This is a genomic window from Brumimicrobium glaciale (genome assembly GCF_004152935.1).
Lineage (GTDB): Bacteria > Bacteroidota > Bacteroidia > Flavobacteriales_D > Crocinitomicaceae > Brumimicrobium > Brumimicrobium glaciale.
On the sequence record NZ_SETE01000001.1, the window covers coordinates 341,393 to 367,720 of the forward strand.

21 protein-coding genes are annotated in these 26,328 nt (G+C 33.7%); 2 read left to right on the plus strand and 19 right to left on the minus strand.

From position 1 onward, the window contains the following. Window positions 1–148 precede the first annotated feature (148 nt). From ERX46_RS01360 to ERX46_RS01410, 11 genes are all read right to left on the minus strand, one after another. A complete protein-coding gene (locus ERX46_RS01360) occupies window positions 149–526 on the minus strand; it encodes a GxxExxY protein (protein ID WP_130092034.1) in 378 nt (125 codons plus the stop codon). A 205-nt stretch (window positions 527–731) separates the two neighbouring features. After that, entirely contained in the window at window positions 732–3,653 is a 2,922-nt protein-coding gene (gene infB, locus ERX46_RS01365; protein WP_130092035.1) for a translation initiation factor IF-2, read from the minus strand. Between the two features lie 66 nt (window positions 3,654–3,719). Further along, complete coding sequence (gene nusA / locus ERX46_RS01370) at window positions 3,720–4,955, minus strand: transcription termination factor NusA (protein ID WP_130092036.1); 1,236 nt, start codon at window positions 4,953–4,955, stop codon at window positions 3,720–3,722. Between the two features lie 7 nt (window positions 4,956–4,962). Continuing rightward, window positions 4,963–5,442: a ribosome assembly cofactor RimP gene (rimP, locus tag ERX46_RS01375; RefSeq protein ID WP_130092037.1), complete on the minus strand. Its 480-nt coding sequence runs from the start codon at window positions 5,440–5,442 to the stop codon at window positions 4,963–4,965. A 167-nt stretch (window positions 5,443–5,609) separates the two neighbouring features. Continuing rightward, the gene (locus ERX46_RS01380; RefSeq protein ID WP_130092038.1) at window positions 5,610–7,730 is read right to left on the minus strand and encodes a M48 family metallopeptidase; all 2,121 of its coding nucleotides are present in this window, start codon (window positions 7,728–7,730) and stop codon (window positions 5,610–5,612) included. A gap of 13 nt (window positions 7,731–7,743) precedes the next feature. Next, window positions 7,744–9,213 (minus strand): hypothetical protein, encoded by a 1,470-nt coding sequence (locus ERX46_RS01385; RefSeq protein WP_130092039.1) that lies wholly within the window; start codon window positions 9,211–9,213, stop codon window positions 7,744–7,746. 17 nt (window positions 9,214–9,230) lie between these two features. Beyond that, window positions 9,231–10,100, minus strand: coding sequence for a hypothetical protein (locus ERX46_RS01390; RefSeq protein WP_130092040.1), 870 nt, complete (start codon window positions 10,098–10,100; stop codon window positions 9,231–9,233). 9 nt (window positions 10,101–10,109) lie between these two features. Beyond that, a complete protein-coding gene (locus tag ERX46_RS01395) occupies window positions 10,110–12,230 on the minus strand; it encodes a M48 family metallopeptidase (RefSeq protein WP_130092041.1) in 2,121 nt (706 codons plus the stop codon). Between the two features lie 142 nt (window positions 12,231–12,372). Then, a complete protein-coding gene (rnc, locus tag ERX46_RS01400; RefSeq protein WP_130092042.1) occupies window positions 12,373–13,095 on the minus strand; it encodes a ribonuclease III in 723 nt (240 codons plus the stop codon). Window positions 13,096–13,100: 5 nt separating this feature from the next. Further along, window positions 13,101–14,351, minus strand: coding sequence for a beta-ketoacyl-ACP synthase II (fabF, locus tag ERX46_RS01405; protein ID WP_130092043.1), 1,251 nt, complete (start codon window positions 14,349–14,351; stop codon window positions 13,101–13,103). Between the two features lie 49 nt (window positions 14,352–14,400). Further along, window positions 14,401–14,637, minus strand: coding sequence for an acyl carrier protein (locus ERX46_RS01410; RefSeq protein WP_130092044.1), 237 nt, complete (start codon window positions 14,635–14,637; stop codon window positions 14,401–14,403). A gap of 254 nt (window positions 14,638–14,891) precedes the next feature. Here ERX46_RS01410 and yihA point away from each other — a divergent pair, with 254 nt between their 5' ends. Then, window positions 14,892–15,497, plus strand: coding sequence for a ribosome biogenesis GTP-binding protein YihA/YsxC (gene yihA / locus ERX46_RS01415; protein ID WP_130092045.1), 606 nt, complete (start codon window positions 14,892–14,894; stop codon window positions 15,495–15,497). 84 nt (window positions 15,498–15,581) lie between these two features. On the opposite strand, the gene ERX46_RS01420 is transcribed toward yihA, so the two are convergent. The 5 genes from ERX46_RS01420 to ERX46_RS01440 form a co-directional block, all read right to left on the minus strand. Continuing rightward, on the minus strand, window positions 15,582–16,199 hold the full coding sequence (locus ERX46_RS01420) for a suppressor of fused domain protein (RefSeq protein WP_130092046.1): 618 nt from the start codon (window positions 16,197–16,199) through the stop codon (window positions 15,582–15,584). Between the two features lie 81 nt (window positions 16,200–16,280). Beyond that, on the minus strand, window positions 16,281–17,123 hold the full coding sequence (locus tag ERX46_RS01425) for a 1,4-dihydroxy-2-naphthoyl-CoA synthase (RefSeq protein ID WP_130092047.1): 843 nt from the start codon (window positions 17,121–17,123) through the stop codon (window positions 16,281–16,283). A 110-nt stretch (window positions 17,124–17,233) separates the two neighbouring features. Then, on the minus strand, window positions 17,234–17,686 hold the full coding sequence (locus tag ERX46_RS01430; protein ID WP_130092048.1) for an RES family NAD+ phosphorylase: 453 nt from the start codon (window positions 17,684–17,686) through the stop codon (window positions 17,234–17,236). 78 nt (window positions 17,687–17,764) lie between these two features. Then, window positions 17,765–18,238, minus strand: a complete 474-nt coding sequence (locus ERX46_RS01435) for an antitoxin Xre/MbcA/ParS toxin-binding domain-containing protein (RefSeq protein ID WP_130092049.1) — start codon at window positions 18,236–18,238, stop codon at window positions 17,765–17,767. Window positions 18,239–18,690: 452 nt separating this feature from the next. Beyond that, window positions 18,691–20,547, minus strand: coding sequence for a TonB-dependent receptor plug domain-containing protein (locus ERX46_RS01440; RefSeq protein WP_130092050.1), 1,857 nt, complete (start codon window positions 20,545–20,547; stop codon window positions 18,691–18,693). A gap of 100 nt (window positions 20,548–20,647) precedes the next feature. Between ERX46_RS01440 and ERX46_RS01445 the strand changes: the two genes are divergently transcribed. Continuing rightward, a complete protein-coding gene (locus ERX46_RS01445) occupies window positions 20,648–22,129 on the plus strand; it encodes an aminotransferase-like domain-containing protein (protein ID WP_130092051.1) in 1,482 nt (493 codons plus the stop codon). A 78-nt stretch (window positions 22,130–22,207) separates the two neighbouring features. Here ERX46_RS01445 and ERX46_RS01450 read toward each other — a convergent pair whose 3' ends face one another. The 3 genes from ERX46_RS01450 to ERX46_RS01460 are packed head-to-tail and all read right to left on the minus strand — an operon-like array spanning window position 22,208 to window position 26,161. Next, entirely contained in the window at window positions 22,208–25,531 is a 3,324-nt protein-coding gene (locus tag ERX46_RS01450; protein ID WP_130092052.1) for a DEAD/DEAH box helicase, read from the minus strand. Continuing rightward, a complete protein-coding gene (locus ERX46_RS01455) occupies window positions 25,528–25,869 on the minus strand; it encodes a HepT-like ribonuclease domain-containing protein (protein WP_130092053.1) in 342 nt (113 codons plus the stop codon). The genes ERX46_RS01450 and ERX46_RS01455 overlap by 4 nt, the downstream gene beginning before the upstream one ends. After that, window positions 25,862–26,161, minus strand: coding sequence for a nucleotidyltransferase family protein (locus ERX46_RS01460; RefSeq protein WP_130092054.1), 300 nt, complete (start codon window positions 26,159–26,161; stop codon window positions 25,862–25,864). Before ERX46_RS01460 ends, ERX46_RS01455 begins: the two co-directional genes overlap by 8 nt. Window positions 26,162–26,328 lie beyond the last annotated feature (167 nt).

Here is a 26,328-nt window from a genome sequence, read left to right on the forward strand (position 1 = left end):
TTTGACAAGAAGAAATAAATAACCGCAATGGCGCGGAGGTTTTCGCAAAGGTCGCCAAGAAAAGAAAAAGAGGAGGTAAGGAAGAGTTGTTTTAAACAACTAGAGTTTTCATAGGGATTACGGCTTGTGGGGTTTGTTTTACTGTAAATCACAATCCATTCACAACTCTTTTTAAACCATGTTTTAAAAGTGAAACATGAAAGTTGATAAGTAAACCTAATTTATAATCTCCAAGTTTTAAATAAGTTAACGTTTGTGCTAGATGAACATCATTTAACGCTTCAACACTTTTAATTTCTATTTCAACTTTGTTTTCGACTAGTAAATCAATTCGATATCCACATTCCAGCTTTACTCCTCCGAATACCAAAGGCATTGGTTTCTCTTTAATTACATTGAGGTCTTCCATACCAAGTTTATAAAATAAACATTCTTGGTATGCGCTTTCCAATAATCCAGGGCCAAGAGCTTTATGTACTTCGATTGCGCAACCAATTATTCGATTCGCTATTTGATTTTCAGTCATGATATTTAGGTTTAAGGTTTTTTTTAATTTTCTAATGCTTATTTAAGATACAAAAATCTATTACAATTAACCTACTATTTATTCATTATCTCTTCTTTCTTCTTTGAGAACTCTGCGTCTTCTTAGCGCCATTGCGGTTAATTTTTTTTCATAAAAAAAAGCTGCTCCAATTGGAACAGCTTTTAAATATTTAGTGAAGAAACTTTTATTTAAGTTTTCTTGCTACTTCTTTTTCTTCGTAAGCTTCGATGATATCACCTGCTTTAATGTCGTTAAACTTATCAATGTTCAATCCACATTCGTAGTTGTTTTTCACCTCTTTTACGTCGTCTTTGAATCGTTTCAATGATCCCAACTTACCTTCGTGAGTTACAATTCCATCTCTAATCAAACGAATCTTAGAATTACGTTGGATAGTTCCTGAAGTAACATAACAACCAGCAATTGTACCTACTTTCGTAATGTCGAAAGTTTCTCTTACTTCTGCAGTACCAACGATTTCTTCTTTAATGTCTGGAGATAACATTCCTTCCATTGCAGATTTTAATTCGTCGATTGCTTTGTAAATTACAGAGTACAATCTGATGTCAATTTGCTCTTCATCCGCTAATTTCTTAGCCGATACTGTTGGTCTCACTTGGAAACCAATAATAATCGCATCAGATGCAGAAGCTAAATTCACATCTGCCTCAGTAATTGCACCTACAGCTTTGTGAACAATATTTACTTGAATTTCTTCAGTAGACAATTTCAATAATGAGTCAGATAATGCTTCAATAGAACCATCAACGTCACCTTTCACAATGATGTTTAATTCCTTAAAGTCACCAATCGCTAAACGACGACCGATTTCATCAAGTGTAATGTGTTTCTGAGTACGTAACCCTTGTTCTCTGTATAGTTGCTCTCTTCGTGATGCAATATTTCTTGCTTCACGTTCGTCATTCATAATATAGAACTTGTCACCTGCACTTGGTGCACCGTTAATACCAATAATTGAAATTGGAGTTGATGGTGGCGCAGTCGTCAAGTTTTGACCTTTCTCATTCAACATTGCACGAACTCTTCCTGTATGTTTACCGGCTAAGATGATGTCTCCAACTCTTAAGGTACCTGCTTCAACAAGCATGTTGGTTACATATCCTTTTCCTTTATCAAGAGAAGATTCTAATACAGTTCCTGTTGCATTCTTGTTTGGATTCGCTTTCAATTCAAGTAAATCTGCTTCTAAGATTACTTTTTCAAGTAGCTCTTCGATATTCTTACCGTGTTTAGCAGAAATTTCTTGACATTGATATTTTCCTCCCCATTCTTCTACAAGAATGTTCATTTGAGAAAGTTGCTCTTTAATTTTATCTGGGTTTGCACCTGCCTTGTCAATCTTATTGATTGCAAATACCATTGGTACGTTTGCCGCTTGAGCGTGAGAAATTGCCTCTTTTGTTTGTGGCATCACGTCATCATCCGCTGCTACAATAATAATTGCAACGTCAGTAACTTGCGCACCACGGGCTCTCATCGCAGTAAAGGCTTCGTGACCTGGAGTATCAAGGAAAGTTAAACGTTTTCCTTTCAGTTTTACAGAGTAAGCACCAATGTGCTGTGTAATTCCTCCTGCCTCACCATCAGCAATTTTCGCTTTACGGATGTAATCCAATAAAGATGTTTTACCGTGGTCAACGTGACCCATTACAGTAATAATTGGCGGACGATCAAGTAAATCCTCTGGTTTATCTTCTTCTACTTTAATAGAATCTTGAACATCAGCAGAAACGAATTCTACATCAAATCCAAACTCTTCTGCAACAATTTGAATGGTCTCAGCATCCAAACGTTGGTTAATAGAAGCGAAAATACCCAATGACATACAAGCTGAAACAACCTCAGTTGGTCCAACATCCATCATCGAAGCCAATTCTGAAACCGAAACGAATTCAGTAAGCTTTAAGATAGATTTTTCTTGTTCCTCTTGTTGTAATTCTTTTTCACGCTTTTCAGCATAAGAATCTCTTTTCGCTCGTCTGTTTTTAGATCCTTTGGATTTTCCTCCTCCAGACAAACGTGCTAATGTATCCTTAATTTCTTTTTCAATATCCTTAGCTGTAACCTCTTTTCTAGGCTCATGCTTCTTAACTCCACCTCTCCCTTTTGCACGAACAACATCAGTCCTAGGACCTTTTGTTGCTGGAGCATTAGTTCCGGTTTTCTTAACATCAACCTTCTTGATGCGTTTACGTTTTCTTTTATTATCGTGTTCCTTTTTCTTAGGTTCCTTCTTTTCTGGTAAAATAATTTTACCAACAACAACAGGACCAGCCAATTTTTTTCTAGAAACAGAAATTAAATCAACTTTTCTTTCCTCTTTTTTAGGAGCAGGAGTTTCAATAGCTGGTTTTTTCTCTTCTTCTTTCTTGCTAGTTCCGACAGTTCTGGATTCTACTTTCTTTTCAGGAGTAGGAGTTGGAGTATGAGTTTTTGTCTTTTCGTACTTCTTAGCAGCTGGCTTTTCCTCTTTCTTCTTCTCCTTTTTCTTTTTGTCAGGACGCGTTCTTGTGTCGATGTTAGAAAGATCTATTTTACCAATCACATTAAGTCCACCGCTTTTTTCGTCTTTCGACTTAGGCTCTTCCTTAATTAATTTTGGGGCTTTATCTTCTTGCTCAGCTGGCTTTTCTTCCTGCTTTACTTCAGGTTCAGCTTTTACAGGTTCCTCTTTCTTAACTTCTTCGACCGGTTCTTCCTTTTTCACTTCTTTGACTTCCACTTTAGGAGTCTCAGCTACCTCAGGTTCTTTCGCAGGAGCTTTTGGAGAAGGAGATTCCTTTTCAGGAACAACGAAGTCATCTTCGTCATCATCTTCTTCTACTTTAGAACTTTCCTCTTCTTTTGTTTTCAAAGAAACAGTTTTCCTTTTTTCGCGTTTTACCGCTGTTTTCTCCGCTTCTTCTTTCAGCGTTTGATCATCAGCAAATTTTACACTCAAAATATCATAGTGCTCAGGTTCCAACTTAGTGTTAGGACTTGAGTCTATCTCAATCTCTTTTGTTTTCAAGAATTCTACTAACGTGGAAATTCCTACGTTTAATTCTCTTGCAACTTTGCTTAATCTTTTTACTTTACCGGCCATATATTACGTCCTTCCTATTAATCTATAATTCTTTATTAAACGCCTAAGTTAAGGTTTGTATTGAATCTATTCAAACTCTGACTCCAAAATCTTAAAGACTTCACGAATTGTTTCCTCTTCTAGGTCTGTTCTTTTTATCAACTCGGCTACATCCAATTCAAGTACAGATTTTGCTGAATCGCAACCAATTGCTTTCAACTCATCTATAATCCAGCTGTCGATTTCATCTGCAAACTCTTCTAAGTCAACATCTTCTACATCTTCAGCACCTTCTCTGTAAACATCTATTTCGTATCCCGTTAAGCGACTTGCCAACTTGATATTAAATCCTCCTTTACCAATTGCCAATGAAACTTGATCATTTTTAAGATAAACGTTTGCACGCTCTTCTTCTTCAAGTAATTCTACTGACGTAATTTTTGCTGGTGAAAGCGCACGTTGAATATACAACTGCATATTGTTTGTGTAGTTAATTACATCAATGTTTTCATTGCGCAATTCACGAACAATACCGTGGATACGTGATCCTTTCATACCAACACAAGCACCAACTGGGTCAATTCTGTCATCATATGACTCAACCGCAACTTTAGCACGTTCACCTGGAACACGCACAATTTTCTTGATTGTAATTAAACCATCAAAAACTTCTGGTACTTCTAATTCAAACAAACGTTCCAAGAATTCAGGAGCCGAACGAGATAATATAATCACAGGAGTACTGTTTCTCATATCTACCTTCGCAACAACTGCACGAACAGGTTCTCCTTTTTTGAAGTAATCTGAAGGAATTTGCTCTGATTTTGGTAAAATCAATTCATTTCCATCGTCATCCAAAATAAGGATTTCTTTCTTCCAAACTTGGTAAACCTCACCAGTGATGATATCTCCAATACGGTCTTTGTATACTTTGTATAATTGGTCTTTCTCTAATTCTAAAATTCTAGAAATTAAATTTTGACGCAATGAAAGAATATTTCTTCTTCCGAAATCTTCAAATTTAATTTCCTCAGAAACATCCTCTCCAACTTCAAAATCTGGTTCGATCTTTACAGCTTGAGAATATGCTATCTCGATATTTGGGTCTTCAACCTCTCCATCAGGAACAATTTCTTTGTTTACCCAAATTTCGAAATCACCCTTGTCGATATTGATAATAACATCACAATGCTCATCAGTACCATATTTTTTCTTTAAGATAGTACGAAATACGTCTTCTAAAACACGCATCATCGTCTGTCTGTCAATACTTTTAAATTCTTTGAATTCAGTGAAAACTTCTATTAAGTTCATACTATTCATTAGTTCACTATTTAAATGATATTACAATTTTTGTTTCCTTTATCTCTTCGAAAGTGTATTCATGTTCTTGAACAACAATTTCTTTTTTCTTCTTCCCTTCAACGCGCTCTTTCGAAGTTGTTTCCAGTTTAATACCATTTTCATCAACGTGCTTTAACACACCTTCAATGGTATTGTTTTTTTCTTTCAGCTGTACCTTAATTTCGTTTCCGATGTTCTTAATGTACTGTTTCAAAACTCGAAAAGGTTTATCTAAACCCGCCGATGACACAGACAGTTCGAAATCTTGTTCCTCCCTATCTAAATTGTGTTCTATGTTCCTTGAGACAGAAACGCAGTCATTAATGGCTACATTTCCGTCTTCTACGTCTAACTCTACTTGAATGACATTGTTTGATGATATTGCTATCTCTACAATGAACAAGCCTTTATCCAGCTCGTTTATTCTCTCTATTGCTAGTTCTTCTATGATTTTCTTCTTCAGCATACTTACAAAAAGAGGGGACAAATTGTCCCCTCGTTCTATTAAATTTGTATATAAAACAGTGCAAATGTAATTAAAATAATTCGAAATACAATATTATTTATTTTTATGCTGACTTTCAAGTGCATTGAAGATACACTTTACTTCTTCAATACTTGTAAATTTAGATTCTAGTTGAATTTAGAAAACACCAAATGAGTAAGTCCCTCAACTGATAATTTATTTAATTTGTATCTTGAATCATACGCTCTTGAACTGTAAATTTCACCTGTGGCAATATGAATGTATTTAGCATCACCGGTAACCGCCTTACTTGAAAACTTATCAAAGTAATATTTTCCAGAAATCAATAGGAGGTAAGGATCATTATATTGGCTCATCAAACTATTCATCTCGTCATAATCAACCCAAAGATTTTTCACGTTGTTGTTTTTAAGATTCGCAGTTTGAATTAAAAATGAATTAATTAATGCTGCCTCGTTGTATTTTTCTGTTGTGAATTCCGCTGTCAATGAAATATCTTTGCTCTTTAGTCTATCTTTTGGAGCGTGTTTTTCAAATCCTCCATTCAAATATTCATAAAACAATAGAGTTGCGTCAAGATCAAACTCACCTTTGGTTTCTGCAACTAGTCTTGGAGTGATCAAAATTAAATCACTTTTACTTAAATTATTATCATCTTCGTTAACTTCATTATAGCTATATCGAATAACTTTTGAACGGGTATATTTTTCTTTTTCAGCATTATAAATTTCATGAAATTCACCGCTCTTTGCTAAGTCGTAGAGAAAGAATAAAGAGAAGTTATCATCAGTGAGTTCAGTGGTTGTTCCTCTTTCTGAGCTTTGTTGTTCACGAATTCTCCTAATTCTATCATATTTTGTTTCATCTTTAAATAAGGTGCTGTCAATTTTTGGGGTTGATGAAACGGAATCAATTTTATTATTATAACGTTGAGCCGCTCGATAGCTTACACTTTCTAGGTCATCAATTTTTAAATTTCGCAAACCTGCTAGACTTCCAATGGCTTCATTTCTGATTTCCTCTACTCTTTTAGAACTTGGAAATTGTTTGTAAACATCTTCAATTTGTCTTAAACTTAAAAGTGCTAATTCTATTTGATTTAGGTTACTAAAAAGACCAAATAATATTGAAATGGCTCCTTCTCTTTCTGCCATATCCTCAGTAAGGCCTCTTTTTTTTCCATTTAAAGAAAGTTGGTTAATTGTTGCCCAAGCGACTGCCTTGCTTGTTTGTAAATATTCATTATTAGGAAATTCTTTTTCTAGAATATAAATTTCATAAAGCGCTTTAATGTAATTTGATACCAATAAATTTTCCCTTACGGATTCAAATCTTGCAATGTTTTGAATTGTTTTAAATTCTTCTTCATTTAGAAAGCTTGTATTGTTTTTCCAATCACTGTATTTTTTAATTTCATCAGCGATGGCGTCTTTTCTTTTTCGAATATTAGGATGTGAACTCTTGCTGTCGTCATAATCTTCAAAAGCCAAAATTGGATTAGGTCTGTCTGGGAAGTATGATCGTGGAATATAAATTTCAGGGTTTCCAAAAAATGTACTGTCAACATCTACTTCATCAAATGTGAGGTAAGAATACATCAAAACATCAAAAACGGTATTCACTTCTTTGTCAGAATAACCTGCCGCATGATAAAGTTTTAAAGCATCTTTATCCGCTTCAAATTCATGGTCTTTGGAAAGTAAAACAAGATCTTCATACGAAGTTGTTGGATTCAATTCACTTTCCTTTGATTTAGTGAATGACTTTTGAAGATGTTTTTCTTGATAATGAACTATTTCATGCGCAATAATATAAGCCAACTGTGCTTCATTTTCAATTTGAGAAATTAATCCTGTTGTAATGAAAATTATTCCGGGTTCAGTACATAATGCATTTGTTGTATTCGTTTTCAGTACATAAAACTGTAATCTTCGTCTTAATCCTGGCTCGTTTTTCAATAAATTTGCTGCAACTTTTTCAACATATTTTGTCATTGGATCTCCATAGAGAACAAAACCTGATTTGAGTAGATTATTTAAAGCGTAATTGGAATATTTGGCATAATCTTCTCTGTTTTCTTCATCCACTTTTGTCGAACTTTTAATTCTCTCAGCAACTTTATCATCAAAAGAAGTTGTGAAAATAGCTGGAGGTGTTCCTATGGATAATGTGGTTTTAAAATTAGCAAAAGTGTCATCCTGGGCGATAACGCCTAAATGCATAAAAAATACTATAGCGAAAAATGTTTTTAGAGAATGGCAATTCATGAATAAATGATTTTTATTTTCTTTTGAAGTCGATTAAAGATACAAATGTTTTTCCTCCTATGTTATGAATAGCATAATATACTCCATTTTCTTTAGTCTCAATTGCATTTTTATAAGCAATTGAATTCACATTTTCTTTCTCCAAGATTCTTTTAATCTCTACTTCTCCAGAATTAGAATTGAAGGTGGCTTTTATAGGAATGGTTTTTTTACTTACATCCATTTTATGAAAAAACCATATTCCATTGCTGTCATTCGCTTTGTATTCTCCTTTTTTAAATACATTCTTCTTACTGTTGAAAATCATTTCTAATTCATTTTGATCATTCACGTAAACCAAATATCCAGTAAGTCTGTATTTAATATCAGAAACATCTTTTCTGACTAAAGGTGTTCCCCAAATGTATTTACCATCCTTATCTAATTTAATTGTGTGTGCACCATAATCAATTCTTCCTCCAGACGCTGTCATTGTAAATATGAAATAAGATGACCCTTCATTGTCAAATATAACCTTCTTAATGGAGCCAATTCCTCTTCTGGTTTTTTTGATTTCAGCATCTATGGGATATGATTTCCTAGTCAATTCAGAAGTTTTAAAATTATAAGTGTATACTCCAAGTATGTTCTTATCAGTTTCCTCATTTTGTTCCTCAGATTCACTTTCATTCAATTGAGACTGTATAGCAATCAAAACTTTATTATCAGAAATATTTTCACTAATCGTATATTTAATAATTCTGCTATAGTCTGGAAGCATTTTATTGATTTTAGGCTCTTCTTCTTGACTGAAGGTTATCATGTTTGAAGCAAAAATATTTTTTGTTGTAGTGTATAAAGAGGTTGTTTGTTCATATTCTCTTACTAAAAAAACAGCCTTGTCATTTGATAATACTTTAGAGGCAATTATTTCAAATTGACTGAAATTTGTCGAAGCAGTGGCCTGTACAGCATTTAACTCTTGATAATCTTCGTCGAAAAGAAAAAGTTTTAATTGATTGGCAGCATTTTGATATTCTAGATGAATAGAAATTAAGGTGTTTCCAGTTTGTTCGCTATTTTCAGCATAGTATTCCATCCTAAAAAAATTAGCTGGGTCCATTTGGATATCAGCAAATCTCATAGGGTCACCAATCGCGTTATAGTCCAGTGTGTATTTCTGAGTGTAAAGTTCGATAGACATATCTTGTTCAATACTATATATTCTCGTTATCCCTTCACTGTTAAAAATGGTTTTTACAGTCTTAGTGCGTTCGCCTCCAATTTTTTTATTGAAGTTTTTACTCCCAGCTTTACTTCCGTCTTTATAAATGTTTATTTTGTTATGTTTTGCTTTTTGTAAATAGATTTTCTCTTGCGCATAAATTAATCCGTCTCCCTTGTGGTTTTTTACTCTTCTTGCTTTTTGAGAAGAAATAATTTCCTGAGCATTAATTGAAAATGCTAATAATGTAATCGTTATTAAAGTAATTAAGTTTTTCATAATGTTTTTTTAAGCTATTAAATAGCAAATGATAATCCTGTTCTAAAATATAGCATGTTAAAGAATGTTTCGTGACCGAGCTTGTTCCTAACAAAATTTCTGGAATAAGCAGCTGATTCTCCAGTAAAATAGCCATATTCCATCGGTAAATTATCAACTGCATCCATGTCTTGATATAGGCCAATATTAAAATTCAAGCCTAAATCTAGACTCAGGTTTTTTGTGATTAACATTCTGTATGTGTAATTCATTGAGAACCGTGTATAAATGAATACCTTTTCGTAATCGTCCAAAAAATCATCCAAGTCCGTGATAGGCGTTTCGGAATCTATTCGATAATTTTGATCTTGATCAAGTGAGAACATACGCACTCCTAATCCGTAGGTGAATAAATGTTGATTTGGCGCAAGGACAGCATCAGAAAAACTACCCAGTAGAATTTGAATGTCATAGGTGTTAAAGACAGGTGTTGAGATTAAAAATGGCTTTGAAATATCGTAATCATCTTCAGTAAATCCAATGTTTGCAGTTTCATTAATTGTAAGATTGTGTTTTTGATAATTAAATTCTACTCCTATTACTTTGTCTGAATTATAAATCCTTTTATACGAAGCATTAAGCATTAAATTAAACTTTTGATCTCCACCAACTAGTTTATTGTTCTGGTCGTAATATTGATAATAAGTTCCTCTCCCAACGCCTTCATTTGCGTACATCCCATCATCGGTATAATTTCCGTTTTGTCCAATTGGGATTAAGCGGGGATTAAAGCTAGCGCGAACTGAAAATATATTTTTCTGATTAAAGAAATTGGTGCTTTGTCCGTATGTGCTTTGTGAGAAACAAAACAATAAGCAGGCAAATATAATTAGATGTAAATTTTTCATTTTCTTTAATTAAAATTTTGAGAATACTTCAAATACTAAACCACCTACTGAAGCTTTTCGGATTTTCAAATTCACAGAATAGTAGTTCGATTTTAAAACATTTCCAGTTGAAATTTCTATGTACTGGGCTTTTCCTGATAGAGAATTTCTGAATATTGATGATTTGTTTGCTTCACCAGAGATCAAAACAAGATAAGGATTGTTGAATTTTTTAATTAATCCTTGCATGTCTTCATAATCAATTATTTGATCTTTAAACTCTCCATTGTTTAGATTTATCTTTTGAACTAGGTAAGAGTTGATCAAACAAGCTTCGTTATATTTCTCAGTGGTAAAGTCTTCGGCTAAGGCAATGCTGTTATCATACACTCGTTCAGTTGGAGCATATTTAGGTATTTCTTTAACCATTATATCATAAAACAATAGTGTTTTATCTAAATCGAAATTCCCTTTGTAATTTGCTTCTAGTTGAGGAGTAATTAAAATAATATCACCTTCTAGTTTTTTATTTCTTTCCTTTTTTAGTTGCTTTCTCTCTTTTTTTGAAAGTGAGGTATAACCTTTTTCATTCTTTATTTTTTCAATTTCCTTTTCGTAAATTTCATTGAATTCACGATTCCCAACTAAATCATATAGAAGGAAAGCCGAAAAGTTTTCATCAATAAGTTCCGTTGTGCTTTTAGTTGAACTTTGTTTTGCTCGAATTCTTTTAATTTTATCATATTTAGATTCTCCCTCAATTGCTAAAGTATCCGTTTGAACTGTGTCAGTCAAATATTCTTCTCTTAGTTTAATTGCATCTAGGTAACTGATTTTCTCTAATTTATTAATGTCGAATCTTCTAACATGTGCAAGAGCAGAAATTGCTTCATCTCTTATTTCTTTAATTCTTTTTGAAGAAGGAAATTCCTTATGAATATCATGGGTTTGTCTAACTGCCATTAAAGCCATTTCCTCTGAAGAAAGTTTTGAGAGGAAGCTGTAAACCATTGAAATAGAACCTTCTTTTTCATCAATTTTTTTTATGAATGATCTTTTCTTTCCAGATAGATTTGTTTGACTCATAAATAACCAAGCAAGTGCTTTACTCGTTTGTAAAAATTCGTTTTTCGGGAATTCCTTTTCTAAGATGTAAATTTCATAAAGTGATTTTATGTAGTCCGAGCGCAATAAGTTTTCTCTAACCGATTCAAATCTTGCAATATTTTGGACATAAGAAAACTCTTCAGTTTCAATAAAATGGCTGTTATTTTCCCAATCGCTGTATTTCTCAATTTCATTAGCAATAGCATCTTTTCTTCTTCTGATATTAGGGTGCGTACTTTTACTGTCATCGTATTCTTCAAATGCTAAAATTGGATTTGCTTTTTCTGGAAAATATGATTCTGGAATATAGACTTCCGGGTTACCAAAAAAAGAATTGTCAATTTTAACTTCGTCAAAGGTGAGATAAGAATACATCAAAACATCAAAAACAGTATTGATTTCTTTATCTGAATATCCCGCTGCATGATAAAGTTTTAAAGCATTTGCATCCGCTTCAAATTCATGATCTTTTGAAAGTAAAACAAGATCTTCGTAGGATGTCGTTATCTCGAGATTAGTCTCCTTTGATTTATTGAAAGATTCCTCTAAGTGCTTTTCTTGATAATGAACAATTTCATGAGCGATGATATAGGCCAATTGTGCTTCGTTTTCAATCTGTGAAATTAATCCAGTGGTTATAAATATGACACCGGGATCTGTGCAAAGCGCATTGGTAATATTAGATTTAATGACATAAAACTGTAGTTCTTTCTCTAAATTTGGTTCGTTTGCTAGGAGTTTTGCAGCAACTTTTTCAACAAAAACGGTCATCGGATCGCCATAAAGAACTAATCCCGATTGAAGAAGGCTATTTAATGCATAATTAGTATATCTAGCATATTCTTCTTTATCATCATCTTTTATATTGTTGGTGCTTTCTATTTTGGCGGCTACTTTATCATCAAAAGAAGTTGTGAAAATAACAGGAGCTTTTCCTATAGATTTAGAGGTTTTAAATTGTGTAAGGCTTGACTCTTGAGCGTTTAGTATTAATGGAAACAGAAATAGCGCGACAAAAAAGGACCTAATATATTGGGATTTCATAATTGTAATAATCGTTAGTAGTTTATAAAACTAATAATTATTTAAGAAAAGAGAGGTGGATTAAGGTCTTTTAGGTAATAAAAGTCTTTTTTAATCAAGTAGAAGAGCAAAGATTGGAATCGAATAAAGAAATAGAGGAGTTTTAAATTGCTCCCATCAATTGTAAGGTCTCTTTTGAAGCTGCTTGTTCGGCTACTTTTTTGGAATCTCCTGTACCTTTTCCATAAGGATTTGAGTTGATGAACACTTCAACTTCATAGAACCATTTTCCGTCAGCGAATTTTTCTGTGATTAGTTTAAACTCTATGTCCAAATGACTTTTCTGTGTCCATATATAGAGTCTACTTTTGAAGTCAATTTCTTTTTCTAATAGAGTAGGTAAATCTAGATGCGCTCTTAAAACGGAATGGAAGATGGATTTTTTGGCGGCTTCGTAACCTGAGTCGATATAAATTGCTCCAATTAATGCTTCAAACGCGTTTCCTTCGAGTGTTGCCAACCTGATGCTTCGGCCCGTTTGGTAAACAATGTGATCCGCAATTCCCATAGATTGAGCTATGGTTGTCAAAGTTTTTCGACTCACCATTTTTGATTTCACCTTGGTTAGATAACCCTCGTCTTCTTCGGGGAATTTATGGAAAAGAAAATCTGCAATTATTGCATCAAGAATAGTATCTCCTAAAAATTCTAACCGCTCATTTGAAATGAGTTTATCAGAAGCGTTAGAAATTGACTTGTGGGTCAACGCGATTTTAAACAAAACTAATTTTTTTGGTCTATGCCCAAATTTCTTAATTATGAATCGAATTAACTTAAGGTCATTTTTGCTTTTCGGGCTTGATCGAAATAAAAACAATCGTCTCAAAACGCTTACTTTAACTTTTTAAAGATTGCAGAGGTATTGTGCCCTCCAAAACCGAATGTATTCGATAAAGCTACATCAACTTTACGTTTTTGTGCTTTATTAAAAGTAAAGTTCATCTTGTTATCAATCTCCGGATCATCCGTAAAGTGATTGATTGTTGGAGGAACAATGTCATGTTTCACAGCTAGAATACAAGCAATTGCTTCAATAGCTCCTGCCGCACCAAGTAAGTGACCTGTCATTGATTTCGTAGAAGAAATATTCAGTTTATAAGAATGTTCTCCGAATACGTGTTTAATTGCTTTTGGTTCAGCAATATCTCCAAGTGGAGTAGAAGTACCATGAACATTGATGTAATCAACATCTTCTGGTTGAAGTTCTGCATCTTTCAATGCTTCGATCATTACATTTCTTGCTCCAATTCCGTCTGGATGAGGAGCCGTAATGTGGTAAGCGTCACTTGACATTCCACCACCAGCAACTTCAGCGTAGATTTTTGCACCACGTTTAATTGCATGATCATAATCTTCAAGGATAAGTGCACCAGCACCTTCACCTAAAACAAAACCATCTCTGTCTTTGTCGAATGGACGAGAAGCAGTTTCCGGAGAATCGTTACGCATTGAAAGCGCACGTAAACCATTGAATCCGCCAACTCCCATAATAGTAACTGCAGCTTCAGAACCACCTGTTACAATTGCATCTGCTTTACCTAAACGAATTAGATTGAAAGCGTCAATAATAGCATTGGTTGAAGAAGCACATGCCGAAACAGTAGCATAATTTGGACCACGTAATCCATATTTAATTGAGATATGCCCTGCAGCGATATCAACAATCATTTTAGGAATAAAGAAAGGGTTGAATTTTGGAGTTCCATCACCATTCATGAAATCTTCATGTTCATCTTGCAATGTTTTTAAACCACCAATTCCTGACCCCCAAATTACACCAATACGATCTCTGTTTGGATTTGATTCCAATAGTTGAGAATCAACCATGGCTTCCGTAGCGGAAACCATGGCATATTGAGAAAATTGATCTAATTTTCTAGCATCTTTTCTGTCAATGAAATCATTAACATCGAAGTTTTTAATTTCGCAAGCAAACTGCGTTTTGAATTTAGAAGCATCAAATTGTTTGATAGGTGCAGCACCGCTTTTACCGGATAGTAATGCATTCCAATACTCTTCTACAGTATTTCCGATAGGTGTTAAAGCTCCTAGTCCTGTTACAACAACTCGTTTAAGTTCCATGAATTAAATCTAAATTTTAATTTGCAGTTTGTTACCAAATTGTAACTGCTTATTTTGCGTGTTCTGTAATGTAAGAAACTGCTTGACCTACAGTTTGAATGTTCTCTGCTTGGTCATCTGGAATAGCAATATTGAATTCTTTTTCGAATTCCATAATTAACTCAACTGTGTCTAGAGAATCTGCTCCTAGATCATTTGTGAATGACGCTTCCGTTGTTACTTCTGCTTCTTCTACACCCAACTTATCAATAATAATTGATACAACTCTTGATTTGATATCAGACATTTTTTCCTATTTTTAAAGGGTTAATTCAGCCTACAAAGAAATAATTTATGTTTTGAAATTCAAAATTAAAACACGAAATTATGCTTTGCGATACTACTTTCGCCCAAAGTTTACTTGTTATTAGTGCCCTGTAGGGCTTAATTATTATTGTTAACTTATTTAACAATGCGTTAAAGATAGAAATAAAAATGATTTTGCGCACCAATTTTATGTTTGCTGATTTTAAAAAAATAACTTTGTGAAAAATTGATGTTATGGTTATACATTCTGCAGAGTTCGTGATTAGTAATACAGAGGTGGATAAATGTCCAGAGCCTAAGCTTGCTGAGTATGCCTTTATTGGTCGCTCAAATGTAGGGAAGTCCTCTCTTATTAATATGTTGACCAACCATAAAAAGTTGGCAAAAACTTCTGGGAAGCCAGGGAAGACACAATTAATTAACCATTTTATTATTAATAAGGAATGGTTCCTTGTAGATTTACCTGGTTATGGATACGCAAAAGCATCAAAGACCAGCCGCAAGAAATGGGGGCTATTTATTGATGAGTATCTTTTGACAAGAGAAAATTTACTCAATACATTCATATTAATAGATAGTCGACTCGAACCGCAAAAGATTGATGTTGAATTTATGGAATGGTGTGCAACCAAAGGTTTACCATTTTCTATGGTGTTCACAAAAACAGATAAATTGTCGGCAGTCGAATTGGATAAGAAACTTGCGAAATATAAACGCGAAATGTTAAAACAATGGGAGGTTATGCCACCATTTTTTGTTACATCAAGTGTTTCCGCAAAAGGAAGAGACGAGGTTATGAATTATATCGCAGAAATTAACGTGGCATTTGAACCGCAGTAGGTGGTTTTTTTACCATTGTAGAGGCACAATGCATTGTGCCTCTACAATGGTAAAAAAAATTGCGCCTACAAATGCCGAAAAACATCACGATCTAAACCAACGACTCTTATAAATTGATGTTCTGTAATCGTCTAGAATTTCATCTCCATTTCTCCCACGGAATTTCTTAATCCATTTCCGGTATCCTTGATGCGTTTTTTGTTCGTATTCTTTGTGGAATATTGGAATGATGGCTAAAAAGTGTACTTCAACCCCATTTATTATTACCGGAGCGAAAAAATCTTCTAATTCAATCGGATCAGCAAGAAGTAAGTAATCTTGCTTCATTGTTGTAGAAATACTGGTAGAAGGATTTCCATTGGCAACTGTATGACCCGGTCCATACCAAGTTTCCCCTTCAATAACGTTTTTGGTGAGTTTTTGAATGATTTTTAAAGGCCACATCATGTTTTCATTTTCAACATCATTCAAATCCCAATATCCTGGCAGACAGAAAAATATTTCAGTATGTTTTCTGTCCTGGTATCTTTCGTTAACAGGCATGTCGTAAGTTGAGAGACCGTTTGTGCAAATTATAGTCAATGGGAATTTCTTCTCCACTTCGATTTTTAATAAATCGATATAATCGTCTTCACCAATCGGATAATCACTTACGCGATGCGCTCCAAATCTTTGTTCTAATGCTGATTTTAATTCGCTCATTGTATTGTTTTAAACAATTCTATTTTCTTAAATTGAAGTTGGAATTGATTTTTACTGATATGCGCAATTGAAATTAATAAGCTATGGAATCCATTTTATGTTAGAAAAGTCTGGCTTACGCTTCTCCAAAAATGCGTTACGTCCTTCTTCTGCTTCATCTGTCATGTAGGCCAAACGCGTTGCTTCTCCAGCAAATACTTGTTGACCAACCATTCCATCATCTGTTAAGTTGAAAGCAAATTTCAACATTCTAATTGATGTAGGAGATTTATCCAATATTTCTTGTGCCCATTCAAAAGCTGTATCTTCTAATTCTGCATGCGGAATTGCTGCATTCACCATTCCCATATCAACCGCATCTTGCGCTGAATAATTACGTCCTAAGAAGAAAATCTCACGGGCTTTTTTCTGACCCACCATTTTTGCAAGGTAAGCAGAACCGTAACCTCCGTCAAAACTTGTAACGTCGGCATCTGTTTGTTTGAATATCGCATGTTCCTTACTCGCTAAAGTTAAGTCACAAACAACGTGTAAAGAGTGTCCACCGCCAACTGCCCATCCTGGAACGACAGCAATTACAACTTTTGGCATGAAACGAATCAATCTTTGAACTTCAAGAATGTTTAAACGGTGCATTCCATCTTCACCTACATAACCTTGTTTTCCTCTTGCTTTTTGATCTCCACCTGAACAGAAAGAATATACGCCGTCCTTGCTACTTGGACCTTCTGCAGATAATAACACAACACCAATTGAAGGATCTTCTTGTGCATCGTAAAAAGCTTCGTATAATTCCGATGTTGTTTTAGGTCTAAAAGCGTTCCTAACATCGGGTCTATTGAATGCAATTCTAGCTACACCATTTGACTTTTTATAGGTGATGTCTTCGTATTCTTTTACTGTTTTCCAATCTGCAGTTTTCATATTCAAGATTTTGGTGTGAAGATAAGGAAATTAAGAAGAATTATGGGAAGGAATTTGTCAGAATTAGGCGGATTTTTAAGAATCTGTTAGAAGTGAGATAAGTTATTCAGTTAGGCTTTTTTAATCCTCAAATCATATATTATCCTTTTTATTTCTACCAATTCGAAAGCTTTTCCCAATAATGAAGGATTTAGAATATAATTGTATTCATCCGGAATAATAATTGAAGGGATTTTGATAAGTGGAATGTTAGAATGTAAAAAATCTGTTCCAATTGTTTTTGTAGAATGAGGCGCTGGAATCTCTTGCCAATCATTAGGTAATTTATTGGATTTGATTTCTTGAATTTGTTCTTCATCAATTTCAAAGGTGCAAACAGAAAGAGAGTTAGGTATGAAGTCAATATTTATATTTACAGAATATTCCAAAATTGCCAAAGCACGACTTTCGGAGGTGTAAATGCAAGGTGTATTCACATGATTCCAGCGGCCACCATAAAGTTTAGCTCCAGTTCCAGCTAAATCTTTGGCATATTCGATTTTACCTATTCTGTAGACTTTCATTTTTTTTGAGAAAATTCTATTTTGTATTTATCTAAAACTCCATCACTTTAATTATTCTTCATCTTCTTGCAAATCCAATTATGAATAAACACCATAAGCAACCCTCCCAATCAAATTGTGAATTTCTTCTCTTCCATATTGGTTGGATGTAAAATCAAAAGGAACTTTACCTCCTAAAGCTTGATTTGGAAAAAACATCCATTGATTAAATTTTTCTTTTTCTTCAAAGACTTCATAACCGAAGGAATATAAATCAGCTAAAGCGAGAATTTTTTCACTGATTGTATCGCTGAATTTTTCACTTCCTTTTTTGTTTATTAAAGTAGCGCGTGTAACTGATAATGCCAAAGCCAATGCATCGTAATCTAAATTGGCAAGCTTTTTAAAAAGTACTAAGTAGTTTTTAGAAATTCTATTTTCAACTATATCCATCTTTTGTATAGATGTTAAGCTGTGAATAGGCATTTGCGCATCGATACCCGTGTAATATTGTGTGGGTGCTTCGCTTACGAAGCTTAGGTTATTATCGGTATGTTGGTTTTCTCCTGACATGACAGTATACTTTATTACTTATTGCAATACAAATATATACTTTTTATTTCGGCAAATCAAATGTTTACTCTTTTGTTTTTAATATATTACTAGTTATCAATTATCTAATGGTTTTTTTTGAAAGTGAAAAGAAAGGAGGGATTCCTCCACTATCAAAAATCAGAGATATTTATCGCTGTTCGGAATGACAATAACATGGGGTTGTTTTTGGCAAGAAAAGGGGTTGAAGCTTCAACCCCTTTTCTTGCCACCCATCACTCAAAACAACTGTCATTCCGGATGAGTTGAAACGACTGAGGAAACTCTTTTGAGCTCTACTGTTTATCGAGATTTATTTCCAAAAGAGGGGAGCACTTCATTACCCTTTTAATTAGTTCTTTGCTTTTGCCGATTTCAAAGAAAAACAGTAATATAAAGAAGCTGTCTTTTATAAACTCTGTGAAATCCGACCATCACTTCTTCCAAACATATCTCACTCCTAAAGTAAACCACCTCGGAGGCATAGGAACCGCTCCAGCCTCAACATATTTAGCATTGAGAATATTACTCACATCAGCATAAACAGAAAAATCATTTATATCGTAATTAGCACGAACACTTAACAAATGATAAGGATCGTTTAATTCTCTTTTGATAAATCTGTTGTTAATTTGAATGGAGAAATCTGCGTAAGCATAATTTAATCCTGCGATCAACTGATTTCTTAATGACTCTAAAATGTATTTTGACTGTATGCTTTCTTCTGAGTTATAACTTGGTTTAAGAAATGTGTAATTCACTTTATATCCAATCTTATGTTTTTCTTTTATTGCAAATTGCTGTGAAATATTGGCATGAATTCCATGAACTAAATTCTCTCCGATATTTATTGGTGAATAAGGTAAAGAAGGCATTTCTCGAACCCAGTCAATGTAATTGCTTATTGAACGATAGAAATATCCACCATTTATTTTCAGTGTTCTCTTAGCATATTGAAAATTCGCTTCATAAGCCCAAGCATCTTCTGGTTGAATGTTTGGATTTCCAACATTTCCAGGTAATTGATTAAGGTATAAATCCGTGAAGGAAGGAATTCTTTGACCAGAACCAACGCTAGCATAAACTTTCCAACTCGGTGAAAAACGATAAGCGAAATCTATTCCTGGATAAACTTGCCAATCATAATCTGTATTGTAATTCACATAAGTTCCTGCGGTAAGAATCAATTTTCTCCAGAAGACCTTTCTATATTCTAAAGAAATTCCATGATTATCTCTTTGGTGTTGACCAATATTTGAACTGTTGATTTCATCAAATCTTGATTCAAATCCTAAGCCAAAATCACCAATTGTAGTTTTAATACTCGTGTTTATTTCCGCCATTAAAGCGTTGGAATAATGTTTTGAACGTGCAATATCGATGTCTTTTCCTAAATATCGATAATCATCTTCATTATAACGATTGCTAATTCTAGGAGAAATCGTAAAACGACCCAATTGATGAGAAGAGGAAAGACTAACCAATGCCGTCTCTACAATTTCATTAGAATTTATGTCTCCAGGAGCAGCGTAAAAACCATTCGCACCAAAGTCATTATAGGTATATCCTCCCATCCATTGAAGCGAGTTTTTGGTATTTATTTTATGCTTTCCAGAATAGAATAAACGTGTATTGCTTTGCGCTGTATTGTAACGTTGTCCGTTGTATAAATCTTGACTCAATGCGATTAAATGATTCTGTTTTTTTGTGTTAAAATTCCCCGTAAGTTGAATTCCGCCACCACCATATACCCCATCACCATCGCCAGCTTCCTTTTCTTGAAAAGATGAACCCGCATAAGTATTTACTGCAATGAAAGACTCACCTGAACTTTTGGTGACGATATTTATCGCTCCAGTTAAAGCATTAATTCCATAAACTCTAGCAGCAGGACCCCTCAAGACTTCAATGCGCTCAATTGCATCTAAAGGAATAGGAATATTCATCATGTTGTGAGCAGTTTGTGCATCCAATAATTTTACTCCATTAATAAGGACAAGCGTTTGTTCAAATGAACCTCCATCAATACTGATGTCTGCTTGATTTCCAAAAGGCCCGCGTTGACGAACATCAATTCCGCCAACATAAGCAAGTAATTCATTTACTGTTCTTGCAGGTAGTTTTTTAATGTCTTCAGCCGTTAGAATTTCAATATTTCGTGTCGCTTGATTTACTGGAATATCTAAACGATTTCCTTGAATGAGCACTTCTTTAAATACGGTTGTGTCTTCTTGTGAAAATGCACAAGTGGATGACAGGGTAAGAATTGTAAAGGCAATAAACTTTTTCATATTTTAATTTTCTAATCTTATTTTTATCAAATTCGATGCAAAGGTGCTACATTTGAGATTCTATAAATAGTCCAGATTTTAAATATTAAGTAGTCCAGATTTGATTTCAATAGCTCAATTTATTCGAATAGACAGAAGAAAGTCTGATTCGCTATATCTCCAAATAGCATATCAATTTATAAATGCTGTTCAGCGAGGTCTTATTCCTGTTGGAGTTAAGTTGCCTGGCACAAGAGTTTGGAGTGAAGAATTAGGAGTGCATCGAAAAACAATTGTTGCAGCTTTTGAGGAATTGGAAGCTCAGAATTGGTTAGTGATAAAAGCCAAAGTGGGTGCATTTGTTCAAAATCCAGAGTTAAAAGCAATAAAAGATGATGATTTAGCTTTGAATCCAATAAAATCAGTAGAAAAAGCAAAGTTTTCATTTAATAAATCATTTATATTGTCTTCACCTTATGAAAAAGAAAACCATAAATTTATTTGTAATGATGGGCAACCAGATTATCGGATTATAAAAACCCAAGAATTATCTCGATTCTATACTGGAGCTTTAAAACGAAGAAATATTCAAAGTAATATTGGGAATTATGCCGTTCAAGAAAATGCGTTTTTTATAGAACAGTTGAGCTATTATCTGAATCTAACACGAGGATTTCACATTTCAAAGGCCCATTTGCTTGTGGCCAAAAGCAGAGAAATGCTCTTTTATACACTTGCGAAAATGTTGTTCAATGAAGGTGACATTGTTCTGGTTGGAGAATTAAGTTTTTTCTCGATGAACATGGTTTTTAATCAAGAGAAAGTAAAGGTAAAAACTGTTCCGTTAGATGAAGATGGAATTGATATTTCTTACATCAGAAAGAAGTATAATAAAGGTGATATTCGATGTGTTTATCTCAATCCACAACAAAGTTATCCAACCACTTCAGTATTATCAAAAGCAAGAAGAAAGGAACTGATCAACTTGGCTGAAGAATATGATTTTGTGATAATCGAAGACAATGAAGATTTTGAATTTAACTATCAAAAGCAAATTGATTTACCCATGGCGACAAATAATGCCAATGGTAGAATTATTCATTTAGGATCAATAGGAAAGCACCTTCATCCAACTTTTCAATTGAGTTTTATGATGGCTCCGCCAGATTTTATTGCAGAAGCGAAAAAACATGTGTCTGTGTTAAATCCCCAAGGAAATTTTGTGTTAGAACAAGCCTTAGGTGAAATGATAATTGAAGGAGATTTGTTTCGCTATCAAAAGAAAGCTAGCAAGATTTACCGTGAAAGAATGTTGCACTTTGAGGCTTTATTGAAACAGTATTTCGGAGAATCAATCAAGTTTGAACGCCCTGCAAACGGATTTGCATTTTGGATAGAATTTCAGGAGCAAATTTCATTGGTAAAACTGGCGCAAGAAATGAAATCTAGAGATACTTTTCTTCCCCGAATTTGTATGTATCAAAATAAAAATCAAACAGCGCTTCGGTTGGGATTTGCACATTGGGATTTGGTGGAAATGGAGGAGTTTCTGAGGTTGTTTCGAGAGAGTTATGAGAAGGTAGTTAAAGTATTGAAATATTAGTATAAAGATCTATCTCATTCAATAATTAAAAAATCCGCGACCATCCGCGCTGCTTGCATCCGCGTTATCCGCGTGCCATTACAGCGCAAACTCCACCTTCCATTCTCTACTCACAGCAGTCCGATAAAAATCAACCACCTCATGTCCGCTTTTAAATATCGAAGCAATATCTTTTATAAGCAACGAATTTTCTTTCCGCTCAATTCCATCCTTAAAACTAGATTCAATTTCAGTATTTTCTTCTTGTTCCAAAAACAACATTAATTTCCTTATACTCTCCACGCCTTCATTGTTCGAAATAGAAAAATCTGCTGATGTTACACTTCTCACAAAAGTGATTTTAGAAATTGCGCGTGACATTAATACATTCAATCTTCTGTGACCTTGTTCTTGGTTTAATGGTCCAAATCGCTTGTGAAAATCTCCATTTAAATCTTTAGCATAACCTAAACTAATAAGCAAATGTTCACATTGATCTCCTTGAACGTTTTCTAAAGATTGAATAAAAATAGAATCTTTATCTTCTAATTGGTCTAAATAATTGGTTGGAATTTTCTCTAAAATTGCTTTTAATTGCGTTTGACTAAAGGCCACCAATCCAAAATCAAATACTGCATTTTTAATTTTGTTAATAATGATTTTTGAAACGATATCCGCTTCTTTTTCATTGCTGCGTTCATCAAAAATCCCATCCGTTGTAATTAACTCAATTGGTTTTTGAGGATTCGGTGTTGGAAAAGTTTTTAATTGATTCTCGTAAAAGTATTGGTTACTAAATGCAATTAAACTTGGATGAACCGAACGATAATGATGTGTTAATATCACGTTTTCCCAATAAAAACTCGCATGGTGCAAAGCGTCGGCTTGATGAAGCGTTTTCTTTTGAAAATAAAATTGTGGTGCCATTTGTTGTTGATCTCCCGAAATCACAATGCGTTTGGAGCGTTGCACAGTTCCTACAATATGACTCAACGGAATCTGACTTGCTTCATCAAAAACGGCTAAATCAAATTGATAATCGATAGGTAAACTTTTCGCCACACTGTATGGACTGCACAAGACAACAGGATGCAAAACTTGAATCCATAATCTTGCTTCGCTTTCCAACAATTCTCTAACACTTGGGAAAACACGTTTTTTATCAAAAGCCTTGACTAAAATTGATTTTCCTTTTCTTAAATCTTTTTTTAATTCCTTTTCTTCTTCATTTAATTTCGAAGCAGGAGTTTGCAATAATGTATGAAATTGCTCAAATTTCCTTTTAATTTCTTGGGTTATTGATTCACCAAATGATTCCGATTCTTCATTAAAAGATTGAATAATATCCATAATTCTTTGATTCAATTTTTCTCCAGTAATTTCAGCTAAAGTTGGAAATTGACCTTTGAAATCTTTCCAATGTGAATTGTAAATCGCAGAATTCGCTTCTTTTAAAGATCTCGTTTCTTGCAAAACATTTTTTGTTTCATTTGAAATCTCCTTCAATCTTGAAGTGTTTTCAATCATCAAAGGAATTTCTTTTTCAATTGATTTTAATTGTGAGAAGATTGGAGCTTCTTTTAACGTGAAATAGTGTCGCAAAGTATGATGAATTTCTCCTAAAATTTGACTAGAATTTTTTAATTCTAACCGTTCATTTTTAGACATTTCAACGAGCAATTGAATGTCATTTTTATCCGCTGAATTGATTCTGTTAATTGCGTAATTAATGTGATCTAAAACAGCAATTTCATCTGGCAACTTTAGTTTGCGCAACTTGTCTTTTGTTGTTATTAATTCACGTTTTACAGAATTTAATTCAACTAAATTCTCCAAAGCTTTCTTGGTGTCCAACATACTCAAATGCGTAAACTTAGAGAGTTTGTTTCTCGTCATCCAAGATTTGTAACTGAATTTATTGTTGCTTGAAAGTGCCAGAATATATTCATTGAGTTCTGTCAAGCTAAAACTCTTGTCCCACAAACCTTCTTCGGCTTTTAAAATAGCTTCTTTTTCGATTAATGTTTTAAATGAATTGTAAAGTTTTAAAAACTGTTTTTGAAGTTTGCTTTCATTCTCAAATACCGAAATTGGCAAAACTTGGTCGTCATGATAAAACAAAGAAGCCAATCCACTCAACTTGATTTTGTACTCAATATCAGAAGGTGTGATTTCTCTTTCTTTTAATGATTTAAGATTTTGAATTGTCTTTTCTGCAGCATGCTGAATATCTGAAATTGCATATTGAGAAATATTGAGTTGCAACCAACTTCCAGAAATCGGGAAGTCATTTTTATTTAAAGTTTCAAGAACAATTTTCTCTTTTTCCCAAGTTGGAAGAGTTGGTTTTTTGGTCAAATAAACAGTCTCTTCTTGAGAATTGTATTTCGATTTGAATTCACTAAATGAAATCCCGCCAATTAAATCCTCTTGGCGTAATCGTGCTAAGGTCAAGTCTAAACTTTGTTCTAATAATTCAGATTGTTCGCCAACCATAATTTGCTTCACTTGCAAACCTTCAATAAAGTTCCAAGTGCTTTGCAACGAACGAATAAATTGCTTTGCTTTTAATTCATGGTGATAAAAAACACAAAAATGATGAAGATTTTTATCTTTCATCTTGTCGTAAATCACTTGTAAAGCGACAGATTTCTCTGCCACCAATAAAGCACTTTTGTTTTCACCCAAGACTTTCCCAATTAAATTGGCAATCACTTGAGATTTCCCTGTTCCAGGTGGACCTTGAATGACCGTATGATTGTCGTTTACTTTTTCAATTGCTACTTGCTGACTTACATCCGAAGGAAATAAATAATGATCCGATAAACTGAATTCTTCAATTTCCCTACTTTCTCCAAACAAACTTTTCAACGATTCACTAAATTGTGGAGCATCTAAAATTGCATCAAATTCTTTTTGAAGTACAAAACGATGTGGATGAAAATTAGCCACCCAAATACCATTTTCAATTGTAGTTTTTAACCCTAATTCTTCTAAATGTTGCGCTGCTTCTTCAATTTCAGAAGAGATTTCATTAAGAGAAAGCGTAATCAACAATAAAGGATTAATATAAAAATCTTCGGTCTGCTTAATTTCAAACCTTCCATTAAAACGATTGCGATGAATTGAAGCATCAGCCAATAAGAAAGGCATCTGAAAAGTTTGGTTTTCGAATTCAAAAGAGATTTTACCGTTCGCAATTCCGAAAATTGGAGAACCACTTTCCTTTATAGAAGTTTGATGTTGCTTGAAGACTTTCTTTAGAAATGGATTTTCATTGATTGAAAAAATTTTATCTTCTTGATAAAAGGTGTCAATTGAGAAAGCATTTTCGTTGGGAAGTAGATTTAATAGTACGTCATTTTTGTTGGGCGTCAAAAGACCTTCCCTCCATTCATTTATTTGTTGGCGTATTACTGTCATTGAATTAAATCATCGATATCAGATTTTAACTTTGGAAGATGATTTATTAAAATTGACCATATGTTTTCATCAGATATATTATCGTACCCATGAATTACTTGATTTCTTAGAGCGATAATAGCTTTTACATCAGAAGTTTTATCTTCATAAGAATCATCTCTTTTTAGGATTCTGTTAACAGCTTCACCGATTATTTCAAGATTACGTTCAATAGCTCTTTTCAGCATAATATTATTGCGATATTGAATGAAGTCCTTATTTTGATTCTCGAAAAACCCGTCAATTTCCTCTATGGAAATTTTGATATCATACAGCCATTTATGAATTCTTTCATCCATAAATCAACTTTTTATTTTTATCAATGGAGTTAATAAGAATTGGATTTTTTAAAGTCTGTTCCTCTACTAAATCAATCTCTCTACCATATAACTTTTTTAAATTCTCCTTAAAGTTGATAAAGTTTTCAAAATATCCAGATAATTCAATTGCCTTAAATTTGACAAGGAAATCTATGTCGCTTTTAGCGTTAAAACTTGAGTTTAATGCGGAGCCAAATAGATACAATCTCTCTACGTGATATTTATCACATAGGTTTTTTAAATGCTCTTTATTTTTTTCAATCAATTTCACATTCAAACTTAATTAAATTTATTCAGATTGGAGAATAATGGAAGTTGTTTTTGTGAATTGGATTTATCTTTCAATCAATCGATGGTTTTTCATGAAAACTTCATATTCCACTACCTCTCCATTTTTAATTTCCAAAGAAGCTTTATCGATTTCTGCTTTTTGTTTAG